This window comes from Pseudoxanthomonas sp. LjRoot143, assembly GCF_964252945.1.
Lineage (GTDB): Bacteria > Pseudomonadota > Gammaproteobacteria > Xanthomonadales > Xanthomonadaceae > Pseudoxanthomonas_A.
In genome coordinates, this window is record NZ_CAXUPM020000001.1 from 2,652,171 (window position 1) to 2,673,539 (window position 21,369).

At 67.3% G+C, this 21,369-nt stretch carries 21 protein-coding genes; 7 read left to right on the forward strand and 14 right to left on the reverse strand.

The genetic code is table 11. The features are described 5' to 3' along the window. Window positions 1-47: 47 nt before the first annotated feature. Entirely contained in the window at window positions 48-269 is a 222-nt protein-coding gene (locus ACSQ1W_RS12870) for a hypothetical protein (protein ID WP_436046273.1), read from the forward strand. Continuing rightward, entirely contained in the window at window positions 247-1,503 is a 1,257-nt protein-coding gene (gene hutI, locus ACSQ1W_RS12875) for an imidazolonepropionase (RefSeq protein ID WP_436046185.1), read from the forward strand. Before ACSQ1W_RS12870 ends, hutI begins: the two co-directional genes overlap by 23 nt. A gap of 65 nt (window positions 1,504-1,568) precedes the next feature. Here the strand turns inward: hutI and ACSQ1W_RS12880 are convergent, their stop codons facing one another. Both ACSQ1W_RS12880 and ACSQ1W_RS12885 read right to left on the reverse strand, forming a co-directional pair. Beyond that, window positions 1,569-1,745, reverse strand: coding sequence for a 30S ribosomal protein THX (locus tag ACSQ1W_RS12880; RefSeq protein ID WP_055941418.1), 177 nt, complete (start codon window positions 1,743-1,745; stop codon window positions 1,569-1,571). Between the two features lie 140 nt (window positions 1,746-1,885). Continuing rightward, window positions 1,886-2,293 carry a MerC domain-containing protein gene (locus tag ACSQ1W_RS12885; protein WP_192272333.1) on the reverse strand — a complete coding sequence of 136 codons (408 nt, stop codon included), beginning with the start codon at window positions 2,291-2,293 and terminating at the stop codon, window positions 1,886-1,888. Window positions 2,294-2,382: 89 nt separating this feature from the next. Here ACSQ1W_RS12885 and ACSQ1W_RS12890 point away from each other — a divergent pair, with 89 nt between their 5' ends. The 3 genes from ACSQ1W_RS12890 to ACSQ1W_RS12900 all read left to right on the forward strand — a co-directional run bounded on the left by ACSQ1W_RS12890 (window position 2,383) and on the right by ACSQ1W_RS12900 (window position 6,353). Beyond that, window positions 2,383-4,554 (forward strand): TonB-dependent receptor, encoded by a 2,172-nt coding sequence (locus ACSQ1W_RS12890; protein ID WP_436044022.1) that lies wholly within the window; start codon window positions 2,383-2,385, stop codon window positions 4,552-4,554. Window positions 4,555-4,665: 111 nt separating this feature from the next. After that, window positions 4,666-5,121 (forward strand): MarR family winged helix-turn-helix transcriptional regulator, encoded by a 456-nt coding sequence (locus ACSQ1W_RS12895; RefSeq protein ID WP_436044024.1) that lies wholly within the window; start codon window positions 4,666-4,668, stop codon window positions 5,119-5,121. After that, window positions 5,118-6,353 (forward strand): MFS transporter, encoded by a 1,236-nt coding sequence (locus ACSQ1W_RS12900; RefSeq protein ID WP_436044026.1) that lies wholly within the window; start codon window positions 5,118-5,120, stop codon window positions 6,351-6,353. Before ACSQ1W_RS12895 ends, ACSQ1W_RS12900 begins: the two co-directional genes overlap by 4 nt. A gap of 87 nt (window positions 6,354-6,440) precedes the next feature. Here the strand turns inward: ACSQ1W_RS12900 and ACSQ1W_RS12905 are convergent, their stop codons facing one another. Together ACSQ1W_RS12905 and gltX are read right to left on the reverse strand one after the other, a co-directional pair. Beyond that, the gene (locus ACSQ1W_RS12905) at window positions 6,441-6,929 is read right to left on the reverse strand and encodes a Fur family transcriptional regulator (protein WP_192310064.1); all 489 of its coding nucleotides are present in this window, start codon (window positions 6,927-6,929) and stop codon (window positions 6,441-6,443) included. 13 nt (window positions 6,930-6,942) lie between these two features. Next, the gene (gltX, locus tag ACSQ1W_RS12910) at window positions 6,943-8,349 is read right to left on the reverse strand and encodes a glutamate--tRNA ligase (RefSeq protein WP_436044028.1); all 1,407 of its coding nucleotides are present in this window, start codon (window positions 8,347-8,349) and stop codon (window positions 6,943-6,945) included. A gap of 89 nt (window positions 8,350-8,438) precedes the next feature. Here gltX and lpxH point away from each other — a divergent pair, with 89 nt between their 5' ends. Further along, a complete protein-coding gene (lpxH, locus tag ACSQ1W_RS12915; RefSeq protein ID WP_436044030.1) occupies window positions 8,439-9,176 on the forward strand; it encodes a UDP-2,3-diacylglucosamine diphosphatase in 738 nt (245 codons plus the stop codon). Between the two features lie 110 nt (window positions 9,177-9,286). On the opposite strand, the gene ACSQ1W_RS12920 is transcribed toward lpxH, so the two are convergent. The 9 genes from ACSQ1W_RS12920 to ACSQ1W_RS12960 form a co-directional block, all read right to left on the reverse strand. Further along, window positions 9,287-10,084, reverse strand: a complete 798-nt coding sequence (locus ACSQ1W_RS12920; RefSeq protein ID WP_436044032.1) for a ferritin-like domain-containing protein — start codon at window positions 10,082-10,084, stop codon at window positions 9,287-9,289. 16 nt (window positions 10,085-10,100) lie between these two features. Continuing rightward, the gene (gene purF / locus ACSQ1W_RS12925; RefSeq protein ID WP_192272348.1) at window positions 10,101-11,570 is read right to left on the reverse strand and encodes an amidophosphoribosyltransferase; all 1,470 of its coding nucleotides are present in this window, start codon (window positions 11,568-11,570) and stop codon (window positions 10,101-10,103) included. A 7-nt stretch (window positions 11,571-11,577) separates the two neighbouring features. Beyond that, the gene (locus tag ACSQ1W_RS12930) at window positions 11,578-12,189 is read right to left on the reverse strand and encodes a CvpA family protein (RefSeq protein WP_436044033.1); all 612 of its coding nucleotides are present in this window, start codon (window positions 12,187-12,189) and stop codon (window positions 11,578-11,580) included. Window positions 12,190-12,232: 43 nt separating this feature from the next. After that, on the reverse strand, window positions 12,233-13,240 hold the full coding sequence (locus ACSQ1W_RS12935; RefSeq protein ID WP_436044035.1) for an SPOR domain-containing protein: 1,008 nt from the start codon (window positions 13,238-13,240) through the stop codon (window positions 12,233-12,235). Window positions 13,241-13,307: 67 nt separating this feature from the next. Further along, window positions 13,308-14,585 (reverse strand): bifunctional tetrahydrofolate synthase/dihydrofolate synthase, encoded by a 1,278-nt coding sequence (folC, locus tag ACSQ1W_RS12940; RefSeq protein ID WP_436044037.1) that lies wholly within the window; start codon window positions 14,583-14,585, stop codon window positions 13,308-13,310. 22 nt (window positions 14,586-14,607) lie between these two features. Continuing rightward, window positions 14,608-15,432 carry a TonB family protein gene (locus ACSQ1W_RS12945; RefSeq protein ID WP_436044039.1) on the reverse strand — a complete coding sequence of 275 codons (825 nt, stop codon included), beginning with the start codon at window positions 15,430-15,432 and terminating at the stop codon, window positions 14,608-14,610. A gap of 80 nt (window positions 15,433-15,512) precedes the next feature. Further along, a complete protein-coding gene (locus ACSQ1W_RS12950) occupies window positions 15,513-16,301 on the reverse strand; it encodes an energy transducer TonB (RefSeq protein ID WP_436044041.1) in 789 nt (262 codons plus the stop codon). Window positions 16,302-16,350: 49 nt separating this feature from the next. Continuing rightward, window positions 16,351-16,995 carry a histidine phosphatase family protein gene (locus ACSQ1W_RS12955; protein WP_436044042.1) on the reverse strand — a complete coding sequence of 215 codons (645 nt, stop codon included), beginning with the start codon at window positions 16,993-16,995 and terminating at the stop codon, window positions 16,351-16,353. A 113-nt stretch (window positions 16,996-17,108) separates the two neighbouring features. Next, window positions 17,109-19,277, reverse strand: a complete 2,169-nt coding sequence (locus tag ACSQ1W_RS12960; RefSeq protein ID WP_436044044.1) for a S46 family peptidase — start codon at window positions 19,275-19,277, stop codon at window positions 17,109-17,111. 181 nt (window positions 19,278-19,458) lie between these two features. Between ACSQ1W_RS12960 and tdh the strand changes: the two genes are divergently transcribed. Beyond that, a complete protein-coding gene (gene tdh, locus ACSQ1W_RS12965; RefSeq protein ID WP_062354788.1) occupies window positions 19,459-20,493 on the forward strand; it encodes an L-threonine 3-dehydrogenase in 1,035 nt (344 codons plus the stop codon). 69 nt (window positions 20,494-20,562) lie between these two features. Here tdh and ACSQ1W_RS12970 read toward each other — a convergent pair whose 3' ends face one another. Beyond that, complete coding sequence (locus ACSQ1W_RS12970) at window positions 20,563-21,267, reverse strand: TorF family putative porin (protein WP_436044046.1); 705 nt, start codon at window positions 21,265-21,267, stop codon at window positions 20,563-20,565. Window positions 21,268-21,369: the final 102 nt, after the last annotated feature.

Genomic DNA, 21,369 nt, shown 5'->3' on the forward strand with positions numbered 1-21,369 from the left:
GACAGGGGTGCGTTAGGCTACCGCGTCGCCACCGCCAAGGCACCTGCATGGATCCGTCGTCCACACCGTTCATCGCGATCGCCCTTGCGCTGTCCGCCGTCGCGGTTTCGTTGACGGTGGCAGCCATCGCCGTTCACGCGCAGAAGAAGAACGCGCGTGCGACAGCAGGGAGTGCGGGCGGTAGCGAAGGAAGTACCGGCCAGCACAGCGATGCCGGCTGTGGTGTGGACAGCGGCGGTGGTTGCGATGGAGGCGGCGGTGGCGACTGAAGCAGTGGACGTGCGGTGGGATGGCGTACTGGTGAACGCCCGCCTCGTGACCCTCGCCGGTGATACGGGGTATGGCGTGATCGAGGATGGCGCGCTGGGCTGGCGCGACGGCATGCTGGCCTTCGCCGGCCCTCGCGCTACCTTGCCGGCAGCACCCGACGCACTGGCGGACGAAGTGGTCGATGCGCAGGGCGACTGGGTGACGCCCGGCCTGATCGATTGCCATACGCACGTCGTGTTCGGCGGCGACCGCGCGGGCGAGTTCGAGCAGCGCCTGCAAGGGGCGAGCTACGAGGAGATCGCACGCGCCGGCGGCGGTATCGTGTCGACCGTACGTGCCACCCGCGAGGCCGATGAAGACGAACTGTTCGCCCAGTCGCTGCCGCGTGCACGCGCACTGCGCGACGATGGCGTGACCACGCTGGAGATCAAGTCCGGCTACGGGCTGGACCTGGAGAACGAGCGCAAGATGCTGCGCGTGGCGCGCCGCATCGGCGAAGAACTCGGCATCACAGTGCGCACGACGTTCCTTGGCGCCCATGCGCTTCCGCCGGAGTATGCCGGCCGCGCAGACGACTACATCGCTGCAGTCTGCGCGTGGCTGCCCACCTTGCATGCGGAAGGACTGGTGGATGCGGTGGATGCATTCTGCGAGCGCATCGGCTTCACGACGGCGCAGACGCAGCGTGTGTTCGAAACAGCGCGGGCACTCGGACTGCCGGTGAAGCTGCATGCGGACCAGCTCAGCGATGGCGGCGGTGCCGCGCTGGTCGCCGGCTTCGGTGGCCTGTCCGCCGATCACGTCGAATACACCTCGGAGGCCGGCGTGGCCGCGATGAAGCGGGCCGGCAGCGTGGCGGTGCTGCTGCCTGGCGCATTCCATGTGCTGCGCGAAACGACGCTGCCTCCGCTGGACGCGTTCCGTACGCACGGCGTGCCGATGGCGGTGGCTACCGACTGCAATCCGGGCACCTCACCGCTGCAGTCGCTGCGGCTGGCGATGTCGCTGGCCTGCACGCATTTCCGTCTGACGCCCGAGGAAGCGCTGCGCGGCGCGACCGTGCATGCGGCGCAGGCGTTGGGGATGCCGGATCGCGGACGCCTGGTCGCCGGACAGCGCGCGGACTTCGTGCGCTGGCGCATCGGCCAGCCTGCGCAGCTGGCGTACTGGCTCGGCGGCGACCTGGTGTCTGCCGTGCACGCGGGCGGACGCGTGGCGACGACGGGCCTGTAAAAAACGAAAACCCCGGCCTGGGCCGGGGTTCCGTGTTCGCTGCCGGCCGAGCCGGCGCGGATGGCTTACGCCTTGGCGACGGCCTTCTTGGCGACGGCCTTCTTGACCGGCGCCTTCACCACGGCTTTCTTGGCGGTGGCGGTAGCAGCCACGGCGGCCTTGGCGACGGTGCTCTTGCGCGCATTGCCGTAGCTCGACGAATAGCGCTTGCCCTTGGCCGTCTTGCGATCACCCTTGCCCATCTCTGTTCTCCTGATTCGATGAAAAGTCCGCCCGGGTCTGGGCGGCTGCGCGGGCGTCCACCGGTTCGGGGACCGCGCGCGAGGCCGCAAAGCCTATCACAGCAGGGCCTTCCCGGCCGCTGCCGAGTCCCGGAACGGGGTCAGTGCGCGCAGCTGGCGTCGTGCACGTGCCAGTGGTTCAGGCGCAGATTCAACAGATGGGCAAGGCCCACCAGCATGCCACCGACCGTCATCACGATGGCGTGGGGCACCACCGACTCGTGCAGCGGCGCATACAGCACGCCGGCCCACAGCGCGGCCAGGCCGAACAGCAACATGCCCAGCGCGCGGAAGGCGCGATGGCGGCGATAGCCCCAGACCAGGCTGAAAAGGCCAAGCACGGTCACGAACACCACGAAGGCACGTTCGAAGCCATCGCCCAGCCAGACCGACAACCCCAGCGACGGGATGACGGCCAACAGCAACGGCGTGATGGCGCAATGCAACGCGCAGACCAGTGAACCGGCAGCGGCGAAGCGGTCGAGCAGGGAGCGGAAAGAGGACTTCATGGGGGACAAGTATGACTTCTGGGAGGGTTATATTGTCACTATTGGTATATTATAACATCATTCTTCACCCTCACGAGCGCACCACCCCCATGCCCAACGCACACCGCCTGTCTCCTGTCCCCTCGACCCTTGCCGTTGCCCTCGCCCTTGCGCTGATCTCTCCGCTGGCGTCGGCCGACGACGCCTCCGGCGCGACCCCCAAGGATCTGGACGCTGTGGTGGTGACCGCTTCACCGCTGAAGGGCAATGCCGAATCCGTGGCGACCCCGGTCGACGTGCTGTACGGCGAAGACCTCGACAAAGCCAAGGCCGGCACCCTCGGCGAGACCGTCGCAAAGCTGCCCGGCGTGCAGACCACTTACTTCGGTACCGGCGTGGGCCGCCCGATCATCCGCGGCCTGGAAGGCCCGCGCGTGCAGGTGCTGTCCGGTGGCATCGGCTCGATGGATGCGTCCACGGTCAGCGCCGACCATGCGGTCAGCATCGAACCCTTCCTCGCCGACCAGATCGAAGTCCTGAAGGGCCCAGCCACCCTGCTGTTCGGCAGCGGCGCCATTGGCGGCGCGGTCAATGTGGTGGATGGACGGCTTGCCGAGTCGATTCCCGACCAGCCCCTGAGCGGCCGCGCCGAAGTCCGTGGCGGCACGGTGAACGACGAGCGCACCGGCATGTTCCGCCTCGACGGCGTGAACGGGAACTGGGTACTGCATGTCGACGGTCTGGTGCGCGATACCGACGACTACGACATCCCTGGTGTCGCCATCCTGCACGACCACGAGGAAGGCGAGGAGCACGAAGAAGAGCCCCAGCCCAACGGCACGCTGCCCAACAGCTCGGTCCGCACCAAGGCCGGCGCGATCGGTGCGACCTATCTGGGCGACCGCGGCTACTTCGGTCTGGCCGCCAGCACGTACCGCAGCAACTACGGCATTCCCGCCGGCGCGCACGTGCATGGCGAGGAAGACCACGATCACGACCATGACGGTGAAGAAGACCACGACCACGAGGAGCACGAGGAAGGCCCCGTGCGCATCGACATGGTGCAGAACCGGCTGGACATGAAAGCAGGCATCTACAACCCGGTGTCGTTCCTGGAAAGCATCAATCTGCGCGCCGCCTGGAACGACTACGAGCACCTCGAACTGGAAGGCGACGAGATCGGCACGCGCTTCACCAACGAGGGCTACGACGCACGCCTGGAAGCGGTACAGAAGACGTGGAACGGTTGGCGCGGCGCGTTCGGCCTGCAGTTCGGCAGCACCGATTTCAACGCAGTCGGCGCCGAGGCTTTCGTACCCGCCACCATCACCGACACGCTGGGCCTGTTCGTCGTGCAGGAAAAGGATTTCGGCCCTTGGAAGCTGGAACTTGGCGGTCGCTACGACCAGGTCAAGCTGAAGCCCGACGACCGCCCCTCCACCGATTTCGACGCGATCAACCTGTCGGCCGCTGCCATCTGGCGCCTGAGCGAGGGTTTCGACCTGCGATTCGGCCTGGATCGCTCCGAGCGCGCACCGACGAACGAAGAACTGTTCGCGGGCGGCACGCACGTGGCCACGCAGTCGATCGAGATCGGCGATACCGCGCTCGATACCGAGAAGGGCGTGCGTGCCGAGATCGGCGCGCACTGGCACACCGACCGCGTGGACCTGAAGCTCGCGGTGTACCAGACGAAGTTCAAGGACTTCATCTACCTCACCGACACCGGCGTGGAAGAGCATGGCTACCCGGTACGCCTGTGGACGCAGGACGATGCGACCTTCACCGGTGCGGAGGCCGAGGCGAAGATCCAGCTCGCCGACACGGCGGCCGGCGCGTGGGACCTTCGCCTCTATGGCGACTACGTGCGGGCGAAACTCGACGGCAGCGGCTTGCGCACGGTCGCGTTCGAAGTGCCGCACGGCGACCACACGCATGGCTATGAGGTTGATATCGCACAGGGCGGCTACCTGCCCCGCATCTCGCCGATGCGCGTGGGCGCCGACCTTGGCTGGTCCCTGGGTGGCTGGCGCGCTTCGCTCGGCGCGGTGCGCTACAGCAAGCAGGACGACGTGGCGCAGAACGAGCACACCAGCGACGGCTACACGCTGGTCGATGCGCACGTGGCCTACCGTTGGGATCGCACGGCATCGAGCTGGGAGGTGTTCCTGGACGGCAGCAACCTGACCGACGAAGAAGCGCGCCCGCACACCTCGCTGCTGCGCGACTACGCACCGTTGCCGGGTCGCGGCGTGGCGTTCGGCATCCGCGCCTACTTCTGATCCACGTCTGAGTTCCTCCCCCGGGGCGGCTGGCCGGCATGGCAGCCGCCCTTCTTGACAGCAATTATGTGCATATACACATAATCACCACGCCATCTCCTGCCCTGCCCCATGACGCCGCCTACCGCCCCCGTCACGTCCAGCCTATGCACCTGCTTCCGCCTGCGCCGCGCCAGTCGCCGGGTGACCCAGGTGTACGACCATGAACTCGCCGCCGCCGGGCTGAGCCTCAACCAGTACTCGATCCTGCGCCGCACCGAGCGCGAGCCCCGCGTGCTCGGCGGGCTGGCGGATGAGCTGGGCATGGACCGCACCACGCTCACCCGCAACCTGTCGCCGCTGGTCGACGCTGGCTTGGTGGAAACGGTCCGCGGACGCGATGCCCGCCAGCGCATGGTCGGTCTTACCCAGGCCGGTCGCGACCGGCTCGCCAGCGCGAAGCCGTACTGGCGGCGTGCGCAGGACCTCATCGACACGATGCTGGGCGAAACCGGCATCCAGACCCTGCATGGGGATCTCGATCGCCTGGACGAACGGCTGCGCCAGCACCTGGGAGAGGCCCCATGAACGCCACTGTTGCCGCGCCTGCCCCACGCATGCACTGGGGCCTCCTGCTTGCAGCCTCGGCTACGCTGATGATCACCATGGGCGCTCGGCAGACCACCGGCCTGTTCGTCGCGCCGATCCACCAGGACACCGGCATCGGCATCGCGGCGATCAGCTTCGCGCTCGCCATCGGCCAGTTCACCTGGGGGGCGGTGCAGCCGGTGTTCGGCGCGCTTGCCGACAAGCGCGGCTCCACTGGCGTGCTGGTGTTCGGGGCCATCCTGCTATCGCTTGGCCTCGCGCTGACGCCGCAGCTGACCTCGCCCTGGGGTCTGATGTTCACGCTGGGCCTGCTGACGGCCGCAGGCGCGGGCGCCGGCAGCTTCTCCATCCTGATCGGCGCCACCGCGCAACAGCTCGCACCGGAGAAACGTTCGTTCGCCGCCGGCTTCATCAACGCGGGCGGATCGTTGGGACAGTTCGTGTTCGCACCGCTGGTCCAGGCGGTCATCGCGTTCGCCGGCTGGGCCAGCGCCATGTACACGCTGGCGGTCGCCTCGCTGCTGGCGATCCCGCTCGCCTTTCCACTGCGCAAGAAGGCCGTGGCGGCATCCGGCACGCCGACGGCCACCGCGATCGGCGACATCAGCCTGAAGCAGCAGATCGCGATCGCCCTGCGCGATCGCAGTTACTGGATGCTGCATCTCGGCTTCTTCACCTGCGGCGTGCACATCGCCTTCCTGGTCACGCATCTGCCGGGCGAAGTCGCGCTGTGCGGCCTGCCAGCCAGCGTGTCGGCGGCTGCGCTGATGCTGATCGGCCTGTTCAACGTCGCCGGCAGCCTGATCGCTGGTGCACTGGGCCAGCGTGTGCGGATGAAGTGGATCCTGGCAGTGATGTACGCCAGCCGCGCGGTGATGATCGCGCTGTACCTGATGGCGCCTCCCACGCCGCTGACGTTCTACGTATTCGCCGCCGCGCTGGGCTTCACCTGGCTGGCGACCGTCCCGCCGACGGCGGGACTGGTGGGCAAACTGTTCGGCCCGCGCTACCTGGGGACGCTGTTCGGACTGACGCTGCTGTCGCACCAGATCGGTGGCTTCTTCGGCGCCTGGCTTGGCGGCCTGGCACTGGAGCAGTCAGGCGACTACACGTGGATGTGGTATCTCGACATGGGCTTGGCGCTGATCGCCGCGGTCGCCAACCTGCCGATCCGCGAACGCTCGCCGAGACCGGTGCCGACAGCAGCATAAACAGGTTGGTGTGGGAGCGACGTAAGTCGCGATAGACCACCGCGGCGTGTCATCGCGACTTACGTCGCTCCCACACCCACGAATGTGCTACGCCGCCGCGCACCGCGCGCACAGCCCATGCACTTCCAGTGTCTGCGCCTGCGGCTGGAAGCCCAGCGCCTTCGCGCGCGCATCGAGGGCCGCCACCACCTCGCGGTCCTCCAGCTCCACCGCGCTGTGGCAGCGGTCGCAGATGAGGAACGGCACCGAATGCTGGGCGCTGTTGGGGTGATGGCAGGCGACGAAGGCGTTCACCGATTCGAGCTTGTGCACGAAGCCATTGGCCATCAGGAAATCCAGCGCGCGGTACACGGTCGGCGGTGCGTCGGCGCCAACGCCCTTGGTGGCGCGCACCCACTCGAGCAATTCATAGGCTTTCACCGGCTTGCCGGCTTCGGCAATCAGCTGCAGCACGCGCGCGCGGATCGGCGTCAGGCGCAGGCCGCGTTCCTGGCACGCGTGCTCTACCGCGGCCACGAACGCCTGGGCGTCGTGAACGTGGTGGTGCGGGTCGGTACAGGCGTGGGAAGACGGCATGGGCGATCCGGATTCAGGCGGACGTGCCTACTTTGATAAGTGCGGCGTCGATGCGTTTCAAGGCCTCGTCGCGACCGGCCAGGTAGACGGTCTGCGAGATGTCGGGGCTGACCTGGGTGCCGGTGATGGCCACGCGCAGCGGCTGCGCCACCTTGCCCATGCCGAGTTCCAGCGCCGCCGCGGCTTCGTGCAGCGCCGCCGACACGTTCTCCGCGGTCCACTCCGCCAGCGCCGCCAGGCACTCGCGGGCCTTGGCCAATGGAGCCCGGGCGGCGGCCCCCAGATGCTTCGCCACGGCCGCGTCGTCATACACGGTCAGCGGTTGGTACCAGACCACGGCTTTCTCAGCCATGTCCTTCAGCGTCTGCACGCGGTCGCGCAGCGCGACCACCACATCGGCCGGCGCGGGACCCGCCGCCAGGTCGACGCCCAGCTTCTCCAGCTGGTAGACGAGGTGCGGCGCGACGTCTGCCGGCGCATCCGTCTTCAGGTAATGCTGGTTCACCCAGCCCAGCTTGGCCATGTCCAGGCGTGCGGCCTTCGAATTTACGTCCTTCACGTCGAACAGGTCGATCAGCTCCTGCCGCGAGAACAGCTCCTGGTCACCGTGCGACCAACCCAGGCGCGCCAGGTAGTTGATCAGCGCATGCGGCAGGTAGCCGGCGTCCTTGTACTGCATTACATCGGCCGCGCCGGTGCGCTTGGACAGCTTGGCACCCTCCTCGTCCAGGATCATCGGCATGTGCGCGAACTTCGGCACCGGCGCGCCCAGCGCCTCGTAGATGTTGATCTGGCGCGGCGTATTGTTGATGTGGTCGTCGCCGCGGATCACCTCGGTGATGCCCATGTCCCAATCGTCCACCACGACGGCGAAGTTGTAGGTCGGGTAGCCGTCCGGACGGAAGATCACCATGTCGTCGAGCTCGCTGTTGGCGATCTCGATGCGGCCCTTGATCAGGTCGTCGAAGGCGACCACGCCGTCGAGCGGATTCTTGAAGCGGATCACGCGGTTCGGATCGTCGCGGTGCGGCAGGTTCTGCTCGCGCGCGGCACCGTTGTAGCGCGGCTTCTCCTGCTTCGCCATCGCGGCCTCGCGCATGGCGTCCAGTTCCTCACGCGTCTCGTAGGCGTAGTAGGCCTTGCCGGATGCCACCAGTTGTTCGGCGACCTCGCGATAGCGGTCGACGCGCTGGGTCTGGTAGATCGGGCCTTCGTCGTAGCCCAGACCCAGCCAGTCCATCGCATCGAGGATCGCGTCGATGGCCGCCTGCGTGCTGCGCTCGCGGTCGGTGTCCTCGATGCGCAGGATGAAATCGCCGCCGCGATGGCGCGCCTCCAGCCAGCAATACAGCGCCGTGCGGGCTCCGCCGATGTGCAGGTAGCCGGTGGGACTGGGGGCGAAGCGGGTGCGGCAGGCCATGGTGGACTCGATGAACGGTATGACGCCAATTTTAACCTGCATGGGCCGTATTTCCCTGCCCGCTCCGGGGCAGGGCTTAGAATTCGGCCATGACCACGCTCTTCATCTCCGACCTGCACCTGGACGCCGAACGGCCGGCCGTGACCGAACTGTTCGGTGCGTTCATGCAGAAGGAAGGCACGCAGGCCGACGCGCTCTACATCCTCGGCGACCTGTTCGAGGCCTGGGTCGGCGACGACGATCCGTCCGATACCGGCGCCTACGTGGCCGCCCGCATCCGTGAGGTCGCCGACGCTGGCGTACCGGTGTTCTTCATCCGGGGCAACCGCGATTTCCTGCTGGGCAATGCATTCGCGCGGCGCGCCGGCATGCGCATCCTGCCCGACCCGGCCGTGGTCATGCTGTACGGGAAGCCGACCCTGCTGATGCATGGCGACCTGCTGTGTACCGGCGACACCGCCTACCAGGCGTTCCGCGCGCAGACCCGCAACCCGGCCTGGCAGGCGCAGTTCCTGTCGCAGCCGCTCGCGGTCAGACTGGCCTTCGCGGCCCAGGCACGTGCGGCCAGCGCCGCCCACCAGGGCGGCATGAAGCAGAACGACAAGACGCAGTTCGAGATGCTGACCGACGTGGCGCCGGCCACGGTGGACGCAACGTTCGCGCAGTTCGGCATCGACACGATGATCCATGGCCATACGCATCGGCCCGCGATCCACGACCTCACGGTCGGCACCCATGCCTGTCGGCGCATTGTGCTGGGCGACTGGTACGAACAGGGATCGGTGCTGCGCGTGGAGCCGGACGGGATGGCGCTGGACTCGCTCTGAGCGCCGGCTCGGAAGGAATGTCGTCTGTAGGAGCGACGTAAGTCGCGATGAGGGCGCCGCGGCAGTTCATCGCGACTTACGTCGCTCCCACACCGACCCCACCGTCGACGTCATGGCGCCTCGAGCGCCGCCAGTTCGTCCTCATCGAACCCGGCCAGCAGGCGCGCCTCGATGTTGAACGGGCCGTGCAGGTAGCCGCCGGCGTACTCCTTCAGCAGTTCGCGGAAGCGTGCGCGCGGTTCGATGCCGCGTTGCGCGCAGTACCAGCGATACCAGCGGGACCCGGCGGCGACATGCGCGACTTCCTCGCGCAGGATGAGGTCGAGGATGGCAACCGTGCTTTCGTCGCCCAACTCACGCAGCTTGACGATCATCCCCGGCGTCACGTCCAGGCCTCGTGCCTCCAGCACACGCGGCACCAGCGCCATCCGCGCCAGACCGTCGTGCGCGGTCTTCTCGGTCATCTCCCACAGGCCGTTGTGGGCATCGAAGTCGCCGTAGTCGTGGCCGAGCTCGCGCAGCCGATCGCGCAACAGCACGAAATGGCGCGACTCGTCGTGCGCCACGCCCACCCAATCGGCGTAGAACGCCTGAGGCAGATCGCGAAAGCGATAGACCGCGTCCCACGCCAGGTCGATGGCATTCAGTTCGATGTGCGCGATGGCATGGATGAAGGCCGCCCTGCCCTGCAGGCTGCCCAATCCGCGGCGCGGGAGGTCCCGCGGATGCACCAGCGTCGGCTTCGACGGACGGCCGGGCGCGCGGATGGGCTCGGGCGACGGCGCATCGGGCGGAACATCGAGTTCGCCGCGCGCGAACGCATCGGCGTACTGCTGTGTCAGTGCCACCTTCGCATCGACGTCCGCCGCATCCAGGCAGATGCGCGCGGCCTCGAACAACGTGGTCATGCGCTCTGGTGCCGCGTCAGCCGACGCGGCGCTTGCGCTTGGCTTCGTCGGAGCGTGCCTGCTCGATGCGCTCGAAGTACCCCGGCTCGATGCCGGTGACGTACTTGCCATCGAAGCACGACGAATCGAACTCCGCCAGGTTCGGATTGCCCTCGCGCACGGCGGCTTCCAGATCCTCGAGATCCTGGTAGATCAACCAGTCGCAGCCCAGTTCGCGCTCGATATCCTCGACGGTGCGGTTGTGCGCGACCAGTTCGTCCGCAGCCGGCATGTCGATGCCGTAGATGTTCGGGTGACGCACCGGCGGCGCGGCGCTGGCCAGGTAGACCTTGCGCGCACCGGCATCGCGCGCCATCTGCACGATCTGCTTGGAGGTGGTGCCGCGCACGATGGAGTCGTCGACCAGCAGCACCACGCGGTTGCGGAATTCCAGGTTGATCGGGTTGAGCTTGCGGCGCACGGATTTCACGCGCTCGCCCTGCCCCGGCATGATGAACGTGCGGCCGACGTAGCGGTTCTTGATGAACCCCTCGCGGTACTTCACGCCCAGCACGTTGGAGATTTCCAGCGCGGCATCGCGCGAGGTGTCCGGGATCGGGATGATGGTGTCGATGTCGTGGTCGGGACGCAGGCGCAGGATCTTCTCGCCCAGCTTCACGCCCATGCGCATGCGCGCCTTGTGCACCGACACGTTGTCGATCATCGAGTCCGGGCGCGCGAAGTACACGTACTCGAAGATGCACGGGGCATGCTCGGGCGCGTCGGCGACGATCTCGCTGAACAGTTCGCCGCGCGCGGTGATCACGATCGCCTCGCCCGGCTGCACGTCGCGCATGCGCACGAAACCGAGGATGTCGAGCGCGGCGGATTCCGACGCAATGATGTACTCGGTGCCCTCGCCGTGCTCTCGCTTCCCCAGCACCAGCGGACGGATACCGTGCGGATCGCGGAACGCCACCAGGCCCAGGCCGAGCACCACGCTGACGACGGCGTAGCCGCCCTTGACGCGACGGTGCACGCCAGCGACAGCGCGGATCGCCGCTTCCGGGGTCAGCGTACGCTGCAGGTCCAGCTCGTGCGCGAACACGTTCAGCAGCACTTCGCTGTCCGAGTCGGTGTTGATGTTGCGGCGGTCCTGCGCGAACACATCCTGCCGCAGCGACTCGGTATTGATCAGGTTGCCGTTGTGCGCCAGCGCGATGCCGTACGGCGAATTGACGTAGAACGGCTGCGCCTCGTCCATGCCTTCGGAGCCGGCGGTCGGATAACGGCAGTGGGCGATGCCCACGCGGCCTTCCAGCACGCTCATCGCCTTGGCGTTGAACACGTCCCGCACCAGCCCGTTGTCCTTGTGCACGCGCAGGCGCGTGCCGTCGGCGGTGGCGATGCCGGCGGCGTCCTGTCCACGATGCTGGAGGACGGTCAGCCCGTCATAAAGCTGGCCGGCAACGTTCTGGTTGCCGACGATTCCGACGATGCCGCACATGGGGGATCTACTCCGGTTTCGACGCGGGCGAGGCGGGCGGTGGGACGTGCTCCTGCGGTGCGCTGGTCTCTTCCAGCGGCAGGGGCAGGAGGTTTTGCAGGCGCGCATTATCGCCCGCCGGCCGGCCGTTGCCAAAGTCCAGTTCCTGCACAGTCCATTCCGGCAGCCACTGCGACAGCCATTGCGCGCCGGGCAGCAGGACGGGCACGACGGATGAACGCTGCCATTCAGGTTCGCGCGGCAGATCCGTGAATGCGGTCAGCAGCAGCACGATGCAGGCGACGAGCACCCCGCGCGCCAGCCCTAGCGCGAGTCCCAGCACACGGTCCAGGCCCGACAGGCCGACCGATTTGACCAGATGGCGGATGGCCCACCCCGTCAGCCCGACGAAGATCATCACGCCGACGAAGCTCAGCACGTAGCCGCCCAGCAGCTCGCTCGCCGATGGCTGGCCATCGCTGGCCAGCAGGTGCGCGACATCGCCGCCGTAATGGAACGCCACCCAGCCCGACAGCAACCAGGCGACCATCGAGGCGAGCGCACTGATGAAACCCCGCATCAGGCCGAACAGGGTCGACACGCCGATGATGGCCAGCAACGTCAGGTCGAGCGCGCTCACGCAGCGCGCCCGGGGCTATCCGTCATGCGCTCGGGCGATGCCATCAAGGGTGCGGGCGCACCATGCCGTCGACGCCGATCTTCGACGCGACCTGCGTCTTCAACCGGTCCGCATCGGCACGGTTGGCGACCGGGCCTATGCGCACGCGGCTGAGCGTGCCCTTGTCGGTGCGGACCTGCTCGACGAAGGCGCTGAACCCGGCGCCACGTGCACGATCGCGCAAGGCGTTGGCATCGGCAGCATTCGAGAAGGCGCCCAGTTGCACCGCGAAACCGGTACCGGAGGCTGCCGGCTTGGCGCTTTCGGTTGGCTTGAGCGCCGGGGCTGCCGGTTTGACCGCGGGCGGCGGCACCGGCTTGGTCTCGGCCGTCGTCGTGGCGACGGGCCTGGATTCGGTTGCGGCGGGCTTCGGTGCGGGCTTGGCCGGCTCCGGCGGCAGTGCCTGGGTGGTGACCGCCGGTGCGGCGGGCGCGGCGACAGACGCCGCAGGCACGGGCGCCGTTGCCGTCGGCGCCGCGGCGGGAACGTCCAGCGTCACCACCTGCGCGTTGACGTCGCTACGGACCCTGATCGCGTCCAGGCGCGCGGCTTCCGCCTGCGGCCGGTCGACGTAGGGGCCGACACGAACGCGGAAGGCAGGCTTGCCATTGATCGTCGCCGGCTCGACGAAGCCCGGAAGCTTCGCCTGCTTCACGCGGACCAGCACGGCGTCCGCGTCGGACTGCGTGGCGTAGGCACCGAAGCTGACAGCGAAGTTGCCCCCTGCGGTCGCGGCCGGCTGCAGCACGCCGTCGGCAGGTGCCGGCTCCGCGGCAGGCGCAGCGACCTGGCCCTGCAGGCCCACCGCACCGGTGGCGGGCGCATTGCCCGGCGTCACCAGCGGCAGCTCGCGCGTCTCGAACTCGCCACCGGCAGCGGGCGGTACGTCCAGTGGCACGTCGGACACGCCGCTGTCGGGCGCGGGTCCCTTGACCAGCATGGGCAGGAAGATGACGGCCAGCGCCACCAGCACGACCGCGCCGATCAGGCGCTGTTTCAGGGCAGTATCCATCCAGGTCCACGGCTGCTGCGGCGGGAATGCCGCGGCGATTATACGGCGCGCCCTCGCGCGCTTTCCGTCATCGACCTGAATGCAGGACCCGCATTGCGTCGGCCACCGTGTGGAAGGAGCCGAACACCAGCACGCGGTCGCCCGGTACCGACGCGTCGCGCGCCGCCTGCAGTGCGTCGGACACGGTGGCGTACAGCTCCGGCGCATCTTGCTCGAGTGCGCCCTCCAGGCGGGCGGCTAGTTGTTCGGCGGTCTGCGAGCGCTGTCCGAGCGCCAGGCCAGCCAGGAACCAGTGCACCGGCGCACCGGCGAACGCTTCCACCACGCCGACCACGTCCTTGTCGGCAAGTGCGGCGAACACCACGCGGGTCGCGCCCGCGATCGGGTGCGCCTGCAACCACGCGGCCAGTTCGCGTGCCGCCTGGGGGTTGTGGCCGACGTCCAGCACCACGTCCACGCCGTCGCGTTCCGATCGCTGCAGTCGCCCTGGCAATGCCGCCCCGGCTACGCCTTCTGCGAACGCGCCGTCGGGCACCGGCGCGCCCGGCAAGGCGCGCAGCGCGGCGATCGCCGTCGCCGCGTTCGTGCGTTGCGACGGCGCGGACAATGCCGGCGACGGCAGTTCGAGTTCGGCACCGACTTCACGCCAGCGCCAGCGCTGGCTGTCGATCGGCTCGTGGAAGAAGTCGCTGCCGAGCCGCAATGCGTTCGCGCCCAGCGCGTAGGCATGGCGCAGCACACTGGACGGCGAGTCCACTTCGCCCAGCACCAGGGGCTTCCACGCGCGGGCGATGCCGGCCTTCTCGGCCCCGATGGCTTCGCGGTCGTTGCCCAGCCAGTCGGTGTGGTCGATGTCGACGGTGGTGATGACGGCGACATCGGGGTCGACGATGTTCACCGCATCCAGGCGCCCGCCCAGGCCGATCTCCAGCACCGCGAGGTCCAGCCCGGCACGTTCGAACAGCCACAGCGTCGCCAGCGTGCCGAACTCGAAATAGGTCAGCGGCGTGTCGCCGCGCGCGGCCTCGACCGATTCGAATGCGGCCACCAGCGACGCGTCATCGGCCTCCTTGCCATCGATGCGCACGCGCTCGTTGTAGCGCAGCAGGTGCGGCGAGGTGTAGGCACCCACTTTCCAGCCGGCGACGCGCGCGATGGCATCGATGAAGGCCACGGTCGAGCCCTTGCCGTTGGTGCCACCGACCGTGATGACGCGGGCGCCCGGCCTGCCCAGCGGCAACCGCGTCGCGACCGCGCGCACGCGGTCCAGGCCCATCTCGATGGGCCTGGTATGTTGCTGCTCGATATGGGAAAGCCAGTCGTCGAGGGTGCGCATGGCGCGCATTATCCCCTACGGCGGGTCCGGATCAGCGGTGTTCGCCCGGCGGTGTCGGCGGTGGCGGGATGATGCGCTGCCTGCCCTCGGCACGCATCGCGGCATCGAAGCGCTCGCATACCGACGCCTCTTGGGAGCCACAGAGCCCACTGCTGACCCAGAACGCCTTCTTGCCATCGCTGACGAGCCTGCGCCGAATCACAGACGGCGCAAGCGCCGAACCGGCCTGATGCAGTTCCCAGGTCGAGATATCGAGGCCATCGTGGAGCCGATGGACGCTGACGCCGTTCGACGGCGCCTGCACCTGCTCGCCCTTGGACGACAGCAGCGCGACGGCTTCATCGACGCTGTCCACCGGCATCGCCTGGGGATCCGGCAAGTACGACGGTACGGTCGCATCCGCGTCGGCCTGGACCTCCGGTACCTGCATGCGACGCCATTGCTCCAGATCGCGCTCGAAACCGGCCGAACGCGAGGGCGAGTGCGAGTACGTCGCATCGGTGTTGAAGTCGACGGGGACACGCACCCTGCCCGCCACCGCCTTGCCGTCGCGCACCGCAGGAGTGAAGCGCCAGGTACGGGCCGCGTCACTGGCGGCGGCATCGAGCGCAGGGATGCCCGAACTCTTTTCGACCGTCACCCGGGTCGCCATGCCGCATGCGTCGTGGTCGATCACCAGCGTGACGATGCCGCGGTCGCCTTCCTTCAGGCCCTCGGGCAGCGAAGGCGGACGCGGCTCGACTGTTTCGCGGCCGGCGCATTCCGCTGGCAGGGGCGGCAACGCCTCGGCCGTCGCGCACACCACCCGTCCGAACATCAGCACGAGACCCAGACACACCGGTGCAGCAATCTTCATTCCTTTCCCCTGGAGTGACGCGACAAGCTTCGCAACGTATTCCGTTCAGCACTGCGCCGAGGAACGGCGCGATGCGCTCCTCATCGCCCGGGTCCGGGCGCCAGCGGAACAGCACGTTGCCGGTAAGGGCGCTGCACGCCGCGGTCAAGGCGCGCGCATACGTCGGCCTCCATCGCCTCGCACAGTACACGCGTCACCAGATAGGCATGGCGCCCATCGTGCGCCACGCGCTTACGGACCAGGGCCGGCGCATAGTAGTGCGCGCCTTCGTATACGAGCCAACGGGTCCTGTCGTTCTCGCCATCGAGCGTGTAGATGGCGACGCCAGGCGGCATGCCTGCCGTACTGCGCTGGCTACCGCGCGCCTTCAGCATGGCGATGGCGTCCGCCACGTTACCCACCTCAAGCGGAACCGGATCCTCGATGTATCCCGGCACCGTACCATCGGCATCGAGCTCCACCGACGATGCAGGCATCTGCAGCCGCGACGGCAGGGTGAGCGCGCGCTCCCGCATTGCTTCATCCTCGGCATCGCCGGGCTCCCACGCGAACGACACGGGAATACGTACCCTGCCCCGCGCTGGAACGCCATTCACGACCGCAGACGAAAAGCGCCATGTCCTGGCGGCATCGATAGCCGCCTTGTCGAGCGCGCGGTTGCGTGAACTCTGCTCCACGAACACCTGCTCAACCGCGCCATCCAGGCCGACGTCCATGATCAGCACCACCGTGCCGGTGATGCCGAGATAAAACTCCTCGGCGGGATACTGCGGCGGTGGCGATTCGATCACCCCCGGGAAGACGTCTTCGACCGCCCACGCCACCGGCACGGCGGTCAGCATGGCGGCCAGCAGGAGCAGGCGATGCATCGCCAGTCGCCTCATCGTCATTCCTCGTGGACCGTAAACCCCGACGCCCTTACAGCGCCCGATGCTTCGCTTCGCCGAAGAACGGCGTGTGGTGCGCGCAGTCGTTGAGGCGCACGACCTCAAGCTGGTCCACCGACGTGCCTTCCAGCAGGTTGAGCGTGGTCGGCGCCTGGCGGAACGTCCACAGCTTGGCGATCGGCAGGCCCAGGATGCGGCACAGCAGGACGCGATTGACCGCATCGTGCGCGACGATCAGCAACGTATCGTCGTCGCCCAGGCCTTCGGCGGCACGCGCGAGGCCGCGCCACGAGCGGTCGAGCACCTGGCGCAGCGATTCGCCGCCCGGCATCAGCACGGTGTCAGGCTCTTCGCGCCAGGCGAGCAGGCGCGCGGGATCCTTGTCCTGGATCTCGCTGGCCAGCAGGCCTTCCCATTCGCCGTGGGCGATTTCCTGCAGGTCCGCATCCGTCTGCAGCATCTCGGCGCGCGCGTCGCCCAGGGCGAGCTTCGCTGTGAGCTGCGCGCGCGACAGCGGCGATGCCACCGCACGGTCGATGCGAATGTCCTTCAAGCGCTGGCCCAGCGCCTTGGCCTGGCCTTCGCCGACCGGCGACAGCGGGATATCGATCTGGCCCTGGTAACGGCCTTCGGCGTTCCACGGCGTTTCGCCATGGCGGGCAAGCAGGATGCGCATGCGGAGTGTTCCGGTGGGTAAGACGAGTCCGTGTCTGTTCCGACGGCCGGAAACGAAGACGGGAGCGGATGATAACCGCTCCCGTCCCGTGCCTGCCTGCTCGGTTGCAGGTGTTACTTGCCGACGCCCATTTCCGTCAGCAGCTGCGGCGCCGGGTAGACCTCCTGCATGATCCAGCGCAGGTAACGGCCGTCCACGGCGATCATGCGGGTCATCTTCGGGTCGAACACCCAGTTCGAGCTGACCGACTCCCAGTTGCCGTCGAAGGCCAGGCCGATCAGCTTGCCGTGCGCGTCGAGCACCGGCGAGCCCGAATTGCCGCCGGTGATGTCCAGGTTGGACAGGTAGTTCACCGGCACGGAACCGAGGCGCTTGTCTTCCAGCCCGCCGTAGCGCTTGGCCGCGACCGCGTCGAGCAGCGCCTTCGGCGAATCGAACGGATCCTGTCCGGTTTCCTTCGCGACCACGCCTTCCAGCGTGGTGAAGGGGGTGTACTCCACGCCGTCCTTCGGCGTGTAGCCCATCACGTTGCCGAAGGTGATGCGCAGCGACAGGTTGGCATCCGGGTAGACGAACTCGCCCTGGCTCTTCTTGTAGTCGGCCAGCGCCTGCAGGAAGACCGGGCGCGCGGCCAGGTTCTCGCCGGCGCGCGTCTTGCGCTCCTGTTCCAGCTGCAGCAGCGTCGGCATCACGGCGACCGCGTACTGGATGGCAGGGTCTTTGCTCGCTTCGAACGCCTTGCGGTCGGCGGCGAACCACTTCAGCCGCTCATCGGTGCTGCCGAGCTGGGTGCCGGCGAGGCGATCCAGTGCGCGCTTCACCGCGGCGGCATCGTTGCCGCCCAACCACGCATCGATGGCAGCCACGCGCTGGTTGGCCGGGAGCTTGAGGTACTCGTTCAACCAGTACTCCTGCAACTGGCGGTCCATCGCGGCCACGTAACGGCGCTCAAGCTGCTTCTGCGCACCTTCGATGGATGGCAGGTCGCGCTCCTGGTAACCGGACTCGCGCTCGGCGTTCGGCTTCTCGCGCTCGATCGACAGCCGGTACAGCTGGGCGGCGGAACCGACCATCGCGGTGTTGTTGAACATCGCCAGCGTCAGGTCGCGCTCGCGCGTGGCCTTGTTCTGCTCGAGCAGCGCCAGCAGCTTGGCGTGCGCGTCGAGCGCGGGCTTGCCCTTGGCGCCCTGTCCCTTCAGCCAGGCCAGCACCTCGGCTTCCTCGCGCTGCTTCTGGCCGGCGGCATCGATGCGCTTGAAGCCTTCCAGCTGGCCATCGTAGTTCTTGCTGGTGTTGTTCCAGCCGGCCATCGTGTTGGCGTACTTCACCTGGATGTCGGCGTTCTTCTTGCCGGCGTCCTGCACCATCACGATCTGGTTCTTGTAGTGGCGTGCGATGGTCGGGTAGGTCCACGCGGCGGTGTTGTCGAATTCGGCCGCCAGCGCGTAACGGTTGGTCGAACCCGGATAGCCGGCCACCATCACGAAGTCGCCCTCGCCCAGCGGCTGGTCGGCGAACTTCAGCCAGTGCTTCGGCCGGTACGGCACGTTGTCCTTCGAGAACGCCGCCGGCTTGCCGTCCTTGCCCACGTAGGCGCGATAGAAGGCGAAGTCGCCGGTGTGGCGCGGCCACATCCAGTTGTCGATGTCGCCGCCGTACTTGCCCACGCTGCCCGGGGGCGCGTACGCCAGGCGCACGTCCTTGATCTCCAGGTTCTTGAACAGGCGGTAGGTGTTGCCGCCCGAGAAGCTGTAAAGACGGCAGCGGAAACCGGCATCGGCCTCGCAATCGGCGATCAGCTTCTTCTCGAACGCTTCCAGCGCCTTCGTGCGCGCCAGCGCATCGCCGCCGGCAGCCGCAATGGCGGCCTGCGCATCCTTGGTCACGTCGGTGATGTCATCGAGCACGAACACGCGTGCATTCGGGCCCGCGCTGACTTCATCCGTCGTGGCCGGCGCATTGAAGCCGTTCTTGATGAGGTTGTTCTCGGCCGTCGAGTTCAGCTGGATCGCGCCATAGGCGCAGTGGTGGTTGGTCACCACCAGGCCGTTGGGCGACACGAAACTGGCGGTGCAGCCGCCCAGCGCGACCACGGCGCCCATCGGATCACCGGTGAGGTTGGCCAGCTGCTGCGGCGACAGCTTCAGGCCCGCCTTCTTCAGCGGCCCGGCGATTTCGGGCAGCTGCTGCGGCACCCACATACCCTCGCCGGCATGGGCGAGCTGGGCGGCGAGCAGGGACAAGGGAACCGCGATGGCGGCGGCGAGCAGGTTCGGACGCATGGAAACCCCGGGACGGACAGGAAAGTCACGATTGTAATGAACCCGTCATCCCGCCCGACCATGACTAATGTCCTAGGCTGGCGGGACGCTGCGGGCGCGTGGGCTGTCAAGGACCGCCGCAGCAGGGGCGCGTGGGACCGGGGCGTATAATCCGCGCCCTCATTCCCTGGATCGACGCCCGATGGCACAGACGATGAAGGCGCTGGTGAAGCGCGAGGCCGGCAAAGGCATCTGGATGGAGGAACTGCCCGTTCCCCAGCCCGGCCCCAACGAGGTGCTGATCAAGCTGGAAAAGACCGCCATCTGCGGCACCGACCTGCACATCTACCTGTGGGACGAGTGGAGCCAGCGCACCATCAAGCCCGGCCTGACCATCGGCCACGAGTTCGTCGGCCGCATCGCCCAGCTGGGCTCGGCGGTGACCGGTTACGAGGTCGGCCAGCGGGTCTCGGCCGAGGGCCACATCGTCTGCGGCCATTGCCGCAACTGCCGCGGTGGTCGCCAGCATCTGTGTCCGAATACGGTCGGTATCGGCGTGAACCGCAATGGCGCCTTCGCCGAATACATGGTGATGCCGGCCAGCAACCTGTGGCCGATCCCCGACCAGATCCCGTCGGAACTGGCGGCGTTCTTCGACCCCTACGGCAACGCCGCGCACTGCGCGCTGGAGTTCGACGTCGTGGGCGAAGACGTGCTGATCACAGGCGCTGGCCCGATCGGCATCATCGCCGCGGGCATCTGCAAGCACATCGGCGCGCGCAATGTGGTGGTCACCGACGTCAACGATTTCCGCCTGAAGTTGGCCGCCGACATGGGCGCCACCCGCGTGGTCAACGTCGCCAACACCTCATTGAAGGATGTGATGGCCGACCTGCACATGGAAGGCTTCGACGTGGGCCTGGAAATGAGTGGCAACCCGCGCGCGTTCAACGACATGCTCGACTGCATGTACCACGGCGGCAAGATCGCGATGCTCGGCATCATGCCCAAGGGCGCCGGCTGCGACTGGGACAAGATCATCTTCAAGGGCCTCACGGTGCAGGGCATCTACGGCCGCAAGATGTACGAGACCTGGTACAAGATGACGCAACTGGTGCTGAGCGGCTTCCCGCTGGGCAAGGTGCTGACCCACCAGCTGCCGATCGACGATTTCCAGAAGGGTTTCGACCTGATGGAACAGGGCAAGGCCGGCAAGGTCGTGTTGAGCTGGAACTGATTCCGCCACCTCCCGGCGAAAAGAAAAGGGCGCCTTGCGGCGCCCTTTTCCGTTGCAATGCAGCTGCGATCAGTTGCCGACGCTGAGCGTCAGTACCACGCGATCGTCGGCGAACTTGCCGAACAGGTCGTCGCCCTTGCCGTTCGTGCCGACGTAGCCGAGTGAAGCCGACACCACGCCCCAGCTCTTGCTGAAGCCCAGGTTCCAGTCCACGTAGTTCTCACCCAGCGCGTCTTCGGTCTTGTTGTAGCCCACGCCGGCGTTGAAGCTGTAGTCATTCGGCAGGCCCCACTCGCCACCGGCATTGAAGTACCACGCGTCTTCATCGGTACCGCCGAAGTCGTCGCTGTAGGCCACGGTCAGGCTGTAGGTCTCGGCGAACGTGGTCTTGGTGATCAGCTCGGCGAAGTTGAGATCGGCCGCATCCGGATAGGTGTAGCGATTGACCATCACGTCGAAGTTGACGTTCTCGCTGAAATCCACGTTATAGCCGACAAAGTAGTCGACTTCGAAGTCCGGCTTGTTGCCACCGAAATCGACACCCGAAGCCCACGCGCCCGCATAGAAACCGCCGGGGATGTTGAAGGTCAGACCGGCCTGGGCGGTCGGGTTCTCGTCCGACTGCGACACACCGCGCCAGGCGTAGTCGGACGTCGCCGCGAGCGACCAGTTGATCAGCGGGGTTTCTTCTTCCGCGTCCTGAGCAAAGGCCGCCATGGGCAGGGACAGCAGCAGGGCGGTGGCAAGGGCGGTGCAGAGCTTGGCGGGCGTCATCCGGGGTTCTCCTGGGCGGTTGGGGCGTTGGCCGTGAGTTAAACCGTCATCACGACTTCACGGTTTTTTAACTGCGCCCCGATAGTGCGCCGCACCAATCGC